This is a genomic window from Lysobacter sp. Soil_C_15 (assembly GCF_057657315.1).
This window is the reverse complement of the sequence record NZ_JBDGIR010000002.1, coordinates 299895-313493: the sequence shown is the minus strand read 5'-3', so window position 1 is coordinate 313493 and position 13599 is coordinate 299895. Positions and strand designations below refer to the sequence as shown.

Here is a 13599-nt window from a genome sequence, read left to right as displayed (position 1 = left end):
CCGATCCGTTTCGCAGGCACACTAGCCGGCGGCGCGTCCGCGCGCCGCCGGGGCTACGGCGAAACCCGCTGCGGCCGGCCAGGCCGGAGCAAGGCGACGGTCGAATCCCCGGGATCGGTCACACGTTCCGCGCAGGCGCCCCGCCGCGGGGTGCCAAGCCGTCCCGTTCCCGGCACAATGCCGTTACAGTCAAACACGATGGGCCGGCGGCGTCCGGCGAGAGGAAGGCAATGAGAGCACCCATGACCGCGAAGGGCGCGCAGCGTCTGCGCGCCGAGCTGGACGAACTGAAGACGGTCAAGCGGCCGGCGGTGATCAACGCGATCGCCGAAGCGCGCGCGCACGGCGATCTCAAGGAGAACGCCGAGTACCACGCCGCGCGCGAACAGCAGGGCTTCATCGAAGGCCGCATCAAGCAGCTCGAAGCCGAGCTGTCGCACGCCCAGATCATCGACATCAGCCAGCTCAACGCCGGCTCCAAGGTCGTGTTCGGCGCGATCGTCGAACTGGCCGACGTCGACACCGACGAGGAAAAGACCTACCAGATCGTCGGCGACCTGGAAGCCGACATCAAGCTGGGCCTGATCGCGATCTCCTCGCCGGTGGCGCGCGCCCTGATCGGCAAGAACGAGGGCGACAGCGTCGTCATCGAAGCGCCGGGCGGCACCCGCGAATACGAGATCGTCGGCGTCAGCTACCAGGGCTGAGCCGCGGCCCCGCGCGCATGAATTCCGCCACCGTCCTGCTGCCGGCGCGCGCGCGCTACGGCGGCCAGCGCTTCGGCGAAGCCTTCGGCCGCCGGCTCGGCCGCGCCGACCGCCAGGTCGAGGCGGCCGACCAGGCCGCGCGCGCGTTCGACATCCTGCCGCGCGGCTGGCCGGTCGCGGCGGTGACCCGCCAGCGCGATGCCGGCGACGCCGCGCACGCGGCCTGGCTGCGCGCCGATCCGGCCTACGTGCGCCCGGACATCAACGGCGCGCGCCTGCTCGCCTACGGCCAGGCGCTGGCGCTGAGCGAGCGCGACAGCGCCGCGCTGCTGCCGGCGCTGCGGCCTTTGTTCGGCGACGCCGGCTTTCCGATCGACGCGCCCAGCCCGACCCGCTGGTACCTGCGCCTGCCGCGCGAGGCGCGGCTGCCGCGGTTCGCTTCGCCGGAGCAGGCGCTGGGCGAAGATCTGTTCCAGCACCTGCCCGAGGGCGAGGGCGCCGAAGGCCGGCGCTGGCGCAGCCTGCTCAGCGAGGCGCAGGTGGTGTTGCACAACCACCCGCACAACGCCCAGCGCATCGCCGCCGGGCTGGCGCCGATCAACTCGCTGTGGTTCTGGGGCGCCGGCGTGCTGCCCGACCATGTGCGCAGCGACTACGCGCAGGTATTCAGCGACGACGAAGCGCTGACCGCGTTCGGCGCCCAGGCCGGCGTCGCCGCGCAGGCGCTGCCGCCGCGCTGGAGCGCGGGCGAGGGCGCCTGCCTGTTCGACCTGCGCGCGACCCGCGACCTGGCGATCGTCCAGCGCGATTGGCTGGAACCGATCGGCCAGGCCCTGGATGCCGGCGCGATCGAGCGCGCGGTGCTGGCCTTCGCCGACGGCGAGCGCTTCGAACTGGCGCGTTCGCAGCGCTGGCGCTTCTGGCGCAAGCCGCTGCGTTCGCTGTTGGACCCCGAGCCGGCGCAATGACCCCGGCCGCACGTCTGCGTCACCGGCCGCCGAGCGAGAGCGGCGATTTTCCCGACAGCATTCCGCCGCTGCTGCGGCGGATCTACGCCGCGCGCGGCGCCACCGACGTGGCTCTCGCCCAGCCCAAGCTGACCCAGTTGCTGCCGCTCGACGGCCTGCTCGGGCTGGAGCGGGCCACCGAACTGCTGGCGCGGGCGATCGCCGCGCAACGCCATATCCTGGTGGTCGGCGATTTCGACTGCGACGGCGCCACCGCTTGCGCGGTCGGCGTGCGCGGGTTGCGCATGCTCGGCGCGCAACGGGTCTCGCATGCGGTGCCGAACCGGATCGTGCACGGCTACGGCTTGTCGCCGGCGCTGGTCGAGGAACTGGCGCCGCTGCAACCCGACCTGCTGGTCACCGTCGACCACGGCATCGCCTGCCATGCCGGCATCGCCGCGGCGCGCGCGCGCGGCTGGCAGGTGCTGGTCACCGACCATCATCTGCCCGGCGAGCGCCTGCCCGAGGCCGACGCCATCGTCGACCCCAACCAGCCCGGCGACGGTTTCCCGAGCAAGATGCTGGCCGGCGTCGGGGTGATGTTCTACGTCCTGCTGGCGCTGCGCCGGCGCCTGCGCGAGGCCGGAGCCTTCGCCGACGGCAAAGGCCCGGACCTGAGCGTGCTGCTGGACTTGGTCGCGGTCGGCACGGTCGCCGACCTGGTGCCGCTGGACACCAACAACCGCGCCCTGGTCGCGGCCGGCCTGCGCCGCCTGCGCGCCGGCCAAGGCTGCGCCGGCCTGCGCGCGCTGATCGAAGTCTCGCAGCGCGACTACCGGCGGCTGACCGCGGCCGACATCGGCTACGCGGTCGGGCCGCGGCTCAACGCGGCCGGGCGCCTGGAAGACATGGCGCTCGGCATCGAATGCCTGCTCACCGACGATGCCGGCCAGGCGCGCGAGATCGCCGCGACCCTCAACGAGATCAACGCCGAGCGCCGCGCGGTGCAGCAGCAGATGACCGACGAGGCGCAGAGCGCGTTCGCCCGCGTCGCTCTCGACGCGGACAGCGCGCCGCTGGCGGTGTGCCTGTACGACGCCGACTGGCATCCCGGCGTGGTCGGCTTGGTCGCCTCGAAGATGAAGGAACGCCTGCACCGGCCGGCGATCGCCTTCGCCCCGGCCGAGCCCGGCAGCGACCAGTTGCGCGGCTCGGCGCGTTCGATTCCGGGCTTCCACATCCGCGACGCCCTGGCCGACGTGGCCGCGCAGCACCCCGAACTGATCGAACGCTTCGGCGGCCACGCCATGGCCGCCGGCCTGTCGCTGCGGCGCGAGGCCTTCGACGCGTTCCGCTTAGCCTTCGAGGCCTGCGCCCAGCGCCTGCTGACCCCGGAGCTGCTGCAGGCCGACATCCTCAGCGACGGCGAACTGCAACCGGCCGAGTTCGACCGCCGCCACGCCGAATGCCTGCGCGACGGCGGCCCCTGGGGCCAAGGCTTTCCCGAGCCGACCTTCCATGCCCACTGCGAAGTGCTCAACCACCGCGTGCTCGGCGAGAAGCACCTGAAGCTGACCCTGCGCGTGGCGGGCAGGGCGGAGCCGCTGAACGCGATCCAGTTCAACGGCTGGGACGGCGTGCCGCCGCCGAAACATATCCTCGTGGCGTTCCGGCTGGAACCGGACGATTACCGGGGCGGGGATGCGATCCAGCTCAATATCGTTTATCGAGAGTCGCTCTGACCATGACCGGTTACTCGAAAGACATCTCGCCCGTGGGCTGGTACGTGGCCTCTTACGTGCTTCGGTTCATCGAGCTCGATGCTCCTGGCAATGACGATCCGGACGGCGAGTTCCCCGTTTGGGAAAACACGGTCATCGTAAGAGCCGGCAACCTGGATGATGCATACAAAAAAGTAGTCGCCCTGGCGGAGTCCGAAACCGCTCCCTACAAGGGCGGGGACGAAGGTGTTCCAGTGCAATGGCTGTTCGAGGGCGTGACCGAGCTCTTGCCCATCTACGAGCCTCTCGAGGATGGTGCCGAGATCATGTGGGAAGATCACGAGGCCGTCAGGCTCAGCGAGCTGAGGCAGCGCGCCAAACCGCTGAGCGAGATCAAGGAACACCTAGGCGCCAAGTCGAGCGACTAGTTGTTGTCCATGTCGAAGCCGCTTGCGGCTCGGTTCGCAAGGGCTCGGGTCCTGTTTGAAGACGTCTGGGGCGTGCGGATCAACGATCCCACTGGCACAGATGCAGCAGCACGCCCGCCGGGTCGTGCACGAACACCACGCTGGCGCCGTAGTCCTGCCGGCGCGGCGGCTGCACCCGCGCCGGGGCGAAATCGCCGTCGCGCAGGACCGCGGCGACGTGCGCATGCCAGGCCGGCGCGTCGTCGACGGTGAGGTGCAGCATGGTGTTTTCGGCGACTTCCTTGATGTAGTAGTCCTGGATGTAGAAGTGCTGTTCTTCGCCCAGGCTTACCAGGGCCAGCCCGCGGTCGACGTCGCGGGTTTCCCAACCCAGCGCGGCGTAGAAGCGCTTGGACAGGGCGAAGTCCTGTGCAGGGATGAAGGGGCGAAGGTCGGAAACGTTCAATGTGGGCACGGTGGCCTCCATGCACGGGCGCGAAAAGCCGCATCGACGGATGCCGCCTTCATGCTGCGTTGCGACCGGATCGCAGCGGGTCGGATCGACGCAAGGCGACGCCGGCCGAACCTACCGGCTATCGGGCACCCGATCAAGCGCTCTGCCCCAAACCGCTGCCTCATGCTGGTCCCGCCAAGCCGTTCCTCCCCTTCGAAAAAGGGTGAGAGCCTGCGCTTGCGAACCGCAGGTTCGCGCACGATCGACGCCAGCAGGTTATGCCTGCTGGCCGGACCGGCAGGGGGATTTGCTCTCAAGCCTCGCGCAGAGCCCCGCCGGCGCCCAGGTTCGAGCCAAGCGCATCCCATCCGTCCGACCCGCGCTTGCGTCGCCGATTCACCCGCCGGCGCCGGCCAGCGTGCGCAGGTTGCGCACCAACCCGCCGAGACGGTGCATGAAGTCCAGGCTGTACAAGTCCTGGGCCACATGGATGTCGGCGCCGGCGCCTTCTAGAAAGGCGCGCGCCAGGCTGCAGTGCTGTTCGACCAGTTCCGGCCCGGCCAAGGCCGTCGGCGGCCTGCCGAAACCTGCGACCGACGCAGCCGCTACCGGCGTCGTCAACGAGGCGATCAACTCTGCGGTACTCGGCAACGGCGCATGCGCGGCGTCCGATCGCGCAGTTTCGGATAGCGTGGTTTCGGGCGGCGCGACATCGGCCAGCGCGACATCGGGCGACTGCACCGCGGCCGCGACCGGGTCGCTCGGCTCGGCCGCGGACGCTGCCTCCGCCGGCACGGACTCGATCGAGAACGCCTGCAGCGCGGCCGCCAGTCCGCTTTGGTCGCGCAGCGGCGGCGTCGCCGTCGCTGCGGCGTCCTCGGCGATGCGGATCTGCATCGGTCCGGAGAACTCCGGCATGGTGTCCTTGACCGCGCGCAGGCCGAAGCCGCCGTCGACGGATGCGCGCGGCGCTTCGGCCGCGAACGCCAGCGAGGTCGGGTCGGCCGGCGACAGCGGCTCGCCGGGGTCGAACAGGTCCATGCCGGCGCCGCCTGCACCATGCCCGGCGCTGGGAAACAGGCTCAGCGGGTCCAGCGGCGTGTTGAGCAGTTCGGCCGGGTCCAGGCCGGCGCCTGCGCGTTCGCCCAGCGGCGATGGCGGCGTGCCGGGGTCGTCGGCGGGATAGGCGCGCAAGGGATTGCCGGCCGGGTCCGAAGCGGCCAGCGCAGGTTCGGCGATCGCGTCGTCCGCCACGTCTTCGTCCAGGGTCGCGTCCTCGACCATCAACACGTGATCGCCGATCTCGATCACATCGTGGTCGGCCAACGCGCGTTCGGCGCCGCATTCCAGCCAGCGACCGTTGACGACCACGAAGCGCTTGCCTTCGTTGCGCAATCGCCATTCGCCGCGTCCGCGCACGATGCTGGCCTGGCGCGCGGCGACGTTGCCGTCGACGGCGGGCAGGACCAGGTCGTTTTCGGGATCGGCGCCGAGCGTACCGCCGCGATGGTCGAACTGCACCGCTTTGTCGGTTTCGCAGGCCGTACCGGGCCGGCCGACGAGAATCAGTTTCATGACGACTCCTTCATGACGACTCCAGGGGATAGGCGGCGCCGGCGTACAGGCGCCGCGCGGCGTTCAGGGGCAGGCGAAGGACTCCAGTTCGGGCAGATGGAACGGATTGCGGCTGCCGCCGACCGCGACCCGCAGCGACAGCTTGCGGCCGCCGAAACCGTAGGACACGACGAAGTCCTCCGGCGCCGCGCCGGGCTTGATCCGGCCGCGCTGGAACAGGCGGTGCAGGGCCCAGGTGCCCTCGGTGCGGATCGCGTCGGTGCCCGGGCTGATCTGCAACTGCGCGGTCGCGCTGCCGCGCGGACCGGGCCAGGTCATGCTCGCCGGCGTCGGCGGGCCGTGCGCATAGCGCAGGGTCTGGCCGTCGATGTTCAACTGGTACTGCTCGATGGCCGGATCCAGGTCGACCGGGGTGAGCCGCAGGCGGACCGTCGGCATGCGCTCACCCGAGGGAAAAAAAACGTCGCGGATCACCTCGGCGCGCTGGAACGCCACCGGCAGGGCCGCATCGACCGGTTCGGCGCCCGCGCCGGGGTCGCGGAACGACCACGGCTGGGTGCTCATGTCGATGCGGTCGGCCAGGTGCTTCTGGTAGAACGCGTCCATCAGCCCGCCCGGAGCGAACAAGCGGGCGAAATCCTCGGCCGAGACCTCGCGCTCGGCGTCGCGCACGAACGGATAGCGGCCCTGGATGATCTGCCGGCATTGCCGGCCGACCGAGGCTTCGGCATTGCCGATCAGGCTGCTGCGGCCGACCCCGCTGACCTGGCGGGTGGTGATGCCGGACAACTCGTCGAACATCTGCCGCAGCGGTATCGGCATGCGCCCGGCCTCGGATTGCAGCTTGCTCAACACGTCGGGCGGCGGCGGCGGGCTGCCGGTGGCCTGGGCGGACTGGGTCGAGTTGAGATAGCTGTAAAGCTCGTCGATGGTCTTGAGCGTGCCGTCCAGCGCCGATGGGCCGCTGCCGTCGGGCGCGTTGCCGGCGACCATGCGCCGCAGCGGATCGAAGTGGTCGTCGACGATGCTCTCCAGGAAACGCTGGTTCTCGGCCGGACGGCGGCGAGTCGGCAGGGCGTCGCCGAACACGTCGGTCAGCGCCTGCTGGGCCTGACTGATGCCTTCCTGGGCGCGACCGAGCAGCGAACGGCGATCGCCGACGCGTCCGCGCAGCAGATGGGTTTCGCGCGCCACCGATTGAAGGAACAGCTTCAGCGGCGAGTCGGGCGAGGACAGCACCCGCGCGATCTGGATGCTCTGGGTCAGCGACTCGCTGCTGGCCAGGCTGAGATCGTCCAGATACTGGTCCCAGACCTCGACGTAGTCGTTGAAATACTCGCGCTTGACCTCGCCGACCAGGCGCCGCCGGGCGATGTCGTCCAGGCCCTGCAGCTGGCGCACGCCCAGCACCCAGGCGTCGTCGTTCTCCAGGTCGGAGGTGGCGCTGGAGACCTGCTTGTTGAACACCTCCCAATAGCCGCGATAGCTGTAGAGCCCGGGGATGCCTTCGGTGAGCGGGCGTCCGCTGCGGCGGCGGAACACCAGCGCCGCCTGCGGTCCGCCGGTGCTGACGTAGGTGATCGGGTCCATCTCGATCGTGCGCAGCAGCTTGCGGCGCAGGCGCTGGTAGGCGCGCTGGCTGATCGGCACCTGGGTGATGCGCATGCGGGTGGCGTCGACCAGGCCTCGATCGATGGGATAAGGCGAAGGCAACGCGCCGGGCTTCAGCAGACGGCCGATGTGCGCCTCCATGGTCTTGATCTGCTCGCTGGTGACGGTCGCGGGCAGGTTGCGCTCGATGTTCCAGTTGAGCCAGGCGGCGAGGAAGTCGGCGTCGTAGTGCTCGCCGTCGTACAGCATCAGATAAGCCTTCAGGGCCTGGTAGGAGTACTCGACGTCCTCGGCCGGCGCGTCGGCGAGGATGTCGCGCAGGCGCACGGCAATTTGCGGCAGCAGCTTCTCGACCAGGGCGCGGCGGTACAGCGCGTCGCCGGCGCCCTGCACCCGCGCTCCCTGGTACAGGCCGAAGCGATAGCTCAGCTTCGGATCGGCGGTGTCCAGATTCGGGCTCTGCGGCAAGCTCAGCAAGGTGTCGAGCAACGGCGACAAGGGTTGGACCGCGCCGCTGGGCAGGGCGATCTGCTTGGGCGAGGTGCGTTCGAAGCGCTCGGCGCGCTGGGCGACTTCCTGCAGATAGTCGCGGTTGTTGCGGTAGGAAACCGTCCACCCCCACACCGCCAGGCTCAGCGCGGCGGCGATCAGCACGCAGGTGGCGACGTGCGCCCACAGGTGCCGGCGCCGCCAGGTCGGATGGGTGCCGGCCAAGCCCGATTCGGCGAACACCACGTCGGAGAAGAAGCGCTTGAGGAACAGGCCCTGGCCCGCGCCGGGGCGCGGCGTGCGCGCCGGCAGCGCGGTCAGGCCCGGCAGATTGGGATCGGACACCCGATCGACGATCGCTTGGTGCTGCGCGGCGCTGCTGAGGTAGACGCCGCGCGGCCACAACCCGGACTCGAACTTCGACGCAGCGAAAACGCGCGCGAAGAACTCCTTCAGCACCGGCCCCAAGGTCGAAAACTGTTGCGGGAACACGTACGCCGCCCAGCGGTCGTCGAGCTCCGGTTCGCGTTCCAGAACGTCGTGCACGCCGGCGTGCAGGCGCTCGGCGAGCAGCCCGTATTCGGCGTCGAAGCGCTTGATCGCCTGCTCCGACGACAACCCGGCCGGAAAGGCGAAGCCCCAGGCTTGTTCGCGCGCGTCGCGGTCCAGACCGTCGAAGTACTCACGGAAGCCCTGCACGCTGTCGAGCTTGGTCAGCAGCAGGTAGACCGGAATCCGAAACGCCAGCCGCGCCTGCAGGTCGAGCAGACGGCGATGCAGCAGCGCCGCCTGGCGCATGCGGCCGCGGTCGTCCAGGCCGAGCAGCTCGGGCAGGGATACGGTCAGCACCACGCCGTTCAACGGCTGCCGGCTGCGGTGCTTGCGCAGCAAGCTCTGCAGTTGCAGCCAGCGCGCGTCTTCGGCCTCGGCGCGGCCGTCGGCATCGAACGCCTGGCCGGGGGCGTCGATCAGCACCGCGTGATTGGAGAACAGCCAAGCGTAGTCGCCATCGCCGGCGTGGTCGGAGAACAGCCCGGCCGGGTCGGCGTCCGGATCGGGCAGATCGATCCCCGCGCGCAGCAGGGCCGAGGTCTTGCCCGCGCCGGGACCGCCGACGACCAGGTACCACGGCAGCCGGTAGCGGTACTGCTGGCTCAGTCGGTCGAGCAGGCGCCCCCACCAGCCGCGCGCTTCCGACGGGACGGTGCCGAGTTTGCGCAAGGCGCCGTCGAAGCCGGCGCGCAACGGATCGTGGGCGGCTTCGCGCGGCGCGGCGGCGTCGCGCTTGAGCCGGCCGGGCTGGCGCATCCGTTCCAGCACCCGCGCGCCGCCGGCCTGCGACCAGCGCCAGCGGCGCAACAGTCGCACCAGCCACCACAGCGCGATCGCGCCGCTGAGCACGTAGCGCCACAGCTTGGTTTCCAGCGGACGCCAGCCGTTGATGTCCAGCGCCGGCCCGTAGGCCCAGATCAGCGCCAGCACCAGCAACATCGCCAGGAACAGCCACAGCTCGCGCGAGAACAGGATCGAGAACAAGCGGCCGAAGATGCGGAATATCCAGTACATGACGGACCTCAGAGTTGCGGTTGCTCGGCGTCGGCCGGTGCCTGGAGGATGATTTCGACCCGGCGGTTGCGGGCGCGGCCTTCTGCGCTGGCGTTGTCGGCGACCGGCTGTTCGGCGCCCAGGCCGACGGCCTGGATGTCCTTCGAACGTTGCAGCGACAGCACCAGCAAGTTGCGTACCGCGTCGGCGCGCGCTTGCGACAGTTCGGTATTGGAGGCGAAGCTCTGGTTGTGGATCGGCTGCGAGTCGGTGTGGCCGATGATCCGCACCGTGCCTTCGGCGCTGTTGAGCGCGCTGCCGATGCGCTGGATGGTCGCCAGATAGCCGTCCTTGAGCTGGGCCGAGCCGGAATCGAACAGACCGTCGCCGCGGATCGTCACCACGCTGCGGTCGGCCTCGTCGACCACGGAGATGCGGTCGTCGGCGAGCTGGTCGGCGAGCAGGCCGGTCAGGCGGGTCGCCTGCACGAAGGTGTCGAGTTTGGGCAGGGAAATGGCGTTGATCGCCGCATAGGTTCGGTCGCCGTAGCCCTGCAGCGCGGTCAGGAAGCCGATGAAGGCGCCGCAACCCAGCAGCGCGGCCAACACCAGCCATACCCACGCCGGCATCCAGCGCCGCGTCGCCTCGGATTTCGGCAGCGGGGCGCGCCAGTTCGGCGACAGCGCCGCGGCGGTGGGCGAGCCGGTTTCGCGCAGCAGCTTGAGCAGGCGCTCGCGCACGTTCTCCACCTGCGCCTGGCCGTTGGGCACGATCCGGTAGCGCCCCTGGAAGCCCAGCGCCAGGCAGAAATACTGCAGCTCGAGGATCTGCCGGTGCGCGTGCGGCTGCTGCGACAGTCGCGCCAGCAGTTGGAAAAACTTCTCGCCGCCCCAGGTCTCGTTGTGGAATGTCACCAGCAGGCTGTGCGCCGACCACAGTCCGCCGCCGCCCCAGGGCGTCAGCGCCGCGGCTTCGTCGAGCGCGGTGCACAGGCAATAGCGCGCGGCGACGATGGTCTCCAGCGGTATATCGGCCTGCTGGGCGCGGGTCTGGAACCGCCGCACCTGCGCGGCGAGGTACTCGCGCAGGCGTTCGGGCGAGTCGTGGTGCTTGCTGCGCCGGATCGTCGGCAGCAGGTCGAGCAGCGGATTGGCGGCGGCGACCAGCGGATTGCCGCCGCCGTGCCGGTCGGGCAGGGCGATGGGATCGGCGCCATCGGAAGCGGACGGCGGTGCGGCGTCGGTGCGCGGTTTGGCGGCCAGGGCGAGCAGATTCATGGCGGAGATTCCGGCATATGGGCGTAGGCGGAAAGAGCGCGGTCGGAGGGGCGCGATGCGTCAGTTGCGGATGGCCCAGCACTCCATGCTCAGGCCGGGCAAATCGCCGGCGAAGTGCAGGGCCAGGCCGGCGGAGGTTTCCATCTGCCGCCACAGTTCGCTGCCGGTATCCAGCTCGAAGTAGTGGTAGCCGGCGTGATAGGGAATCTGCCGCGGCGCGACCGGCAGGCTGCGGATGCCGATGCCCGGCAAGTGGAGGTGGACCAGGTCGTTGAGCAGTTCGACCGGGCCGATCTTGACCTGGGCCGGATAGCGGGTGCGGACGACGTCGGCCGGCGCGCTGGCGTTGACCGCGAGTACGAAGCCGGCGGTGCGGATGAGTTCGACGCTGGGGATCTGCGCGACCCACACCCGCGGCGCGCGCTCCTGCAGTTCGATCGCGATCGCGTTCTGTTCCAGCACGGTCGACAGCGAACGGCGCAGTTCGGCCATCAGCGGTTCGAAGCTGGCGCTGAGCTCGTCGTGGCGATAGGTCGGGCGCACGCCGGGGCGGCGTTCGGCGGTGGTATAGGTGGACAGGTCGAATGCCAGCCGCAGCCAGTCGCGGAACAGGCGTTCGGGGTGCAGGCCGTCCAGGTTCAGCGCATGCCAGGTATCGGCCATGCTGCGGTTGATCAGCTCCAGCAGCAGGAAATCGGCGACCTCGGCGACGCCGCCGCGGCCGGTCTGCGAGAGCCGGTGGGCCATCGCTTCGCCGCGTTGTTCCAGCAGTCCGTGAAGTTCGTTGACGAAGCCGGCCAGCGGCGCGCTCTGGTTGGCGCTGAGCATCGGCGGGATATAGCGCGGATCCAGCCGCAGCGAGTTGTCGCTGCGTCGCTCGAGCACGCGGGTCAGTCCCAGCGCCTGCCATTCCGCGCCCAGTTGCGAGGCCGGCACCAGGCGGAAGCGCGGCCGGCCGACCTGGATGTTGGCCGGGCCGAAGGCGACGGCGTTGTTGTCGGCCATGTCGCAGGCCTGGACGGTGTAGCGCGCCAGCGATTGCTCGTTGTCGACGTAGATCAGGTCCTCGCCGCCCTGGCGTTGCAGCGGCAGGGCCAGCACCACCAGCTCGTCGCGGCAGCCCGGCGCCACCTCCAGCGGCGGCGGCGCTTCGCGACCGCCGGCGAACTGGAACGGCGTACCGTCGGGCATGACTCCTCGCGCCGAGGCAAGCACGATCTTGCCCAGTGCCAGGGCGTCGCGATCGATGTCGTAGTGGCAATAGCCCCAGAAGCAGGCCTGCTGGCCCAGGCAGCGCTGCTGGACGTAGCTCTCCAGATAGCGCTCCTGCTGCTGGAAATGCTGCGGCCGCAGGTACATGCCCTCCGACCAGACGACTTTGCTGCGCGCCAGGTGCGCGTCCTTCATCGGCGATTCGCTGGAAGTCATTTGCGGTTCCGCTGGCTGGGTGAGGACGAGGGAGAGGACGCAGGCGCTGGCGTAGGTATGGCGTCGGCGGGGTACATCTGCGGATAAGCGGGCGGTTGCGGCTGGGCGGGCGCGGACGCTCGCGAACGCTTTCGCGAATCGGTCTTCGGTTTGGTCCGCGCAGCGGCCGTGCCGACCGCCGGCGCGGTCTTGGGCGTTGCCGCAGCGGTGGCGGGAGTGCTCTTAGAAGCCGTCGCGGCGGTAGCGGCCGTGGCGGTCTCTGCCGTTGCCGTAGCGGCTGCCGGTGCCTTCTTCGAAGTCGTTGCGGCGGACTTCGACGTTGGCGCTGCGGCCTGCGGGAACTCCGTCGAGGCCGTCGTGGAGTTCGACGAAGCGGCCTTCGAGGTCGCCGTAGCCGTCTTCGATGCGTTCGCCGCGGACGTCGGGCCGGCCTTAGAGATCTTTTCGGCGATGGTCGAAGCGGCCTTCGAAGTCGCAGCGGCGGCCGGCGGGGCGGTCTTCGCGGCCGTCGCAGCGATCGCCGAGGCAGCCTTCGACGACGCCGAAGTGACGGCCGAGGCGGCTTTCGAACTCGGCAACGCAGGCGTCGGGACGGTCTTGGACGTTGCCGTGGCTATCGTTGAGATCGCTTTCGAACCTGCCGGAAGTGCCGTCGGTACGGTTTTGGACGTCGCGGTGGAGATCGTCGAAGCGATCTTCGAAGTGGCCCCGGCGGTCGTCGAAGCGGCTTTCGACGTCGTTTCGGCGATCGCCGATGCGATCTTCGTAGCCGCTTTCGCCGCGCGCGCCGCGCGCGGCGGCGATTGCGACGGATTGCGCGCCGCTTGCTCAGGCCGCGGTCCGGCCGCTGCGTTGCGCCTTTGCGCGATCGCGCGGGCGTCGCTGGTCGAGCGCGGCGCGGCGCCGGCGCGCACGCGCGGTGGGGCCGGCTCGGGCCGATCGCGTCGGTCGGCTAGCAACCGCAGCCCGCCAGCGCCGATATCGACTTGGAGCAACCGGCGGCCCGACTTGATTTGGAAATACTTGTCCTTGGCCGAGGGCAGGGCGAGTGTCGCCTTCCATGGCTTGCCCTGCTCGCGATAGCCGACCGCGATGCCGAGCAAGCGCGCTTCGGCATTGCCCTTGCGGCGCAGCCGGCGTTGCTCGCCCGGGTGCAGGATCAGCTGCTCGCCGCCCAGCAGGTCGGGACCGAGCGCGGTCTTGTCGTCGTCCTGCAACTGCGGATAGTCGGCGTTGGCGAACGTCGTATCGGCCTTGAGCTCGTAGATCGCGACCAGCACCGGCGCGGCCTCGCCGCGCGCGTTGCGGTTGGCGTCGGCGGCGACGCGGATGTCCAGGTCGTAGGGCGGCGCGACCTGGGTTTTCAGGCCGGCGCAGCCGGCCGAAAGAAGAGCGCAGAGCAGGGGCAACAGACGCGCGAACGGGTTCATGGCGGATC

At 70.0% G+C, this 13599-nt stretch carries 10 protein-coding genes; 4 read left to right on the top strand and 6 right to left on the bottom strand.

Features of this window, described 5'->3' with window-relative positions; translation table 11 throughout:
* Positions 1–230: 230 nt before the first annotated feature.
* From greA to AC3A57_RS05285, 4 genes are read left to right on the top strand one after another with little or no spacing between them, the layout of a single operon-like run.
* Positions 231–707, top strand: a complete 477-nt coding sequence (gene greA, locus AC3A57_RS05300; RefSeq protein ID WP_221672533.1) for a transcription elongation factor GreA — start codon at positions 231–233, stop codon at positions 705–707.
* A gap of 17 nt (positions 708–724) precedes the next feature.
* On the top strand, positions 725–1675 hold the full coding sequence (locus AC3A57_RS05295; protein WP_487577943.1) for a phosphoglycerate mutase: 951 nt from the start codon (positions 725–727) through the stop codon (positions 1673–1675).
* Positions 1672–3396, top strand: a complete 1725-nt coding sequence (recJ, locus tag AC3A57_RS05290) for a single-stranded-DNA-specific exonuclease RecJ (RefSeq protein WP_487577942.1) — start codon at positions 1672–1674, stop codon at positions 3394–3396. Before AC3A57_RS05295 ends, recJ begins: the two co-directional genes overlap by 4 nt.
* A gap of 2 nt (positions 3397–3398) precedes the next feature.
* Positions 3399–3803, top strand: coding sequence for a DUF4288 domain-containing protein (locus AC3A57_RS05285; RefSeq protein ID WP_487577941.1), 405 nt, complete (start codon positions 3399–3401; stop codon positions 3801–3803).
* 79 nt (positions 3804–3882) lie between these two features.
* On the opposite strand, the gene AC3A57_RS05280 is transcribed toward AC3A57_RS05285, so the two are convergent.
* The 6 genes from AC3A57_RS05280 to tssJ form a co-directional block, all read right to left on the bottom strand.
* Positions 3883–4257, bottom strand: coding sequence for a VOC family protein (locus AC3A57_RS05280; RefSeq protein WP_487577940.1), 375 nt, complete (start codon positions 4255–4257; stop codon positions 3883–3885).
* Positions 4258–4632: 375 nt separating this feature from the next.
* The gene (locus tag AC3A57_RS05275) at positions 4633–5811 is read right to left on the bottom strand and encodes a hypothetical protein (protein ID WP_487577939.1); all 1179 of its coding nucleotides are present in this window, start codon (positions 5809–5811) and stop codon (positions 4633–4635) included.
* Positions 5812–5874: 63 nt separating this feature from the next.
* Positions 5875–9477 carry a type VI secretion system membrane subunit TssM gene (gene tssM / locus AC3A57_RS05270; protein WP_487577938.1) on the bottom strand — a complete coding sequence of 1201 codons (3603 nt, stop codon included), beginning with the start codon at positions 9475–9477 and terminating at the stop codon, positions 5875–5877.
* 8 nt (positions 9478–9485) lie between these two features.
* Positions 9486–10733, bottom strand: coding sequence for a type VI secretion system protein TssL, long form (gene tssL, locus AC3A57_RS05265; protein WP_487577937.1), 1248 nt, complete (start codon positions 10731–10733; stop codon positions 9486–9488).
* Positions 10734–10793: 60 nt separating this feature from the next.
* The gene (gene tssK / locus AC3A57_RS05260; RefSeq protein WP_487577936.1) at positions 10794–12161 is read right to left on the bottom strand and encodes a type VI secretion system baseplate subunit TssK; all 1368 of its coding nucleotides are present in this window, start codon (positions 12159–12161) and stop codon (positions 10794–10796) included.
* Positions 12158–13591 carry a type VI secretion system lipoprotein TssJ gene (tssJ, locus tag AC3A57_RS05255; RefSeq protein WP_487577935.1) on the bottom strand — a complete coding sequence of 478 codons (1434 nt, stop codon included), beginning with the start codon at positions 13589–13591 and terminating at the stop codon, positions 12158–12160. The genes tssK and tssJ overlap by 4 nt, the downstream gene beginning before the upstream one ends.
* Between the last annotated feature and the right edge of the window lie 8 nt (positions 13592–13599).

Coding starts and splice junctions, on each gene's coding strand:
- AC3A57_RS05295 (WP_487577943.1), top strand. CDS start 725: ATGAATTCCGCCACCGTCCTGCTGCCGGCGCGCGCGCGCTACGGCGGC.
- greA (WP_221672533.1), top strand. CDS start 231: ATGAGAGCACCCATGACCGCGAAGGGCGCGCAGCGTCTGCGCGCCGAG.
- AC3A57_RS05285 (WP_487577941.1), top strand. CDS start 3,399: ATGACCGGTTACTCGAAAGACATCTCGCCCGTGGGCTGGTACGTGGCC.
- tssM (WP_487577938.1), bottom strand. CDS start 9,477: ATGTACTGGATATTCCGCATCTTCGGCCGCTTGTTCTCGATCCTGTTC.
- recJ (WP_487577942.1), top strand. CDS start 1,672: ATGACCCCGGCCGCACGTCTGCGTCACCGGCCGCCGAGCGAGAGCGGC.
- tssK (WP_487577936.1), bottom strand. CDS start 12,161: ATGACTTCCAGCGAATCGCCGATGAAGGACGCGCACCTGGCGCGCAGC.
- tssL (WP_487577937.1), bottom strand. CDS start 10,733: ATGAATCTGCTCGCCCTGGCCGCCAAACCGCGCACCGACGCCGCACCG.
- tssJ (WP_487577935.1), bottom strand. CDS start 13,591: ATGAACCCGTTCGCGCGTCTGTTGCCCCTGCTCTGCGCTCTTCTTTCG.
- AC3A57_RS05275 (WP_487577939.1), bottom strand. CDS start 5,811: ATGAAACTGATTCTCGTCGGCCGGCCCGGTACGGCCTGCGAAACCGAC.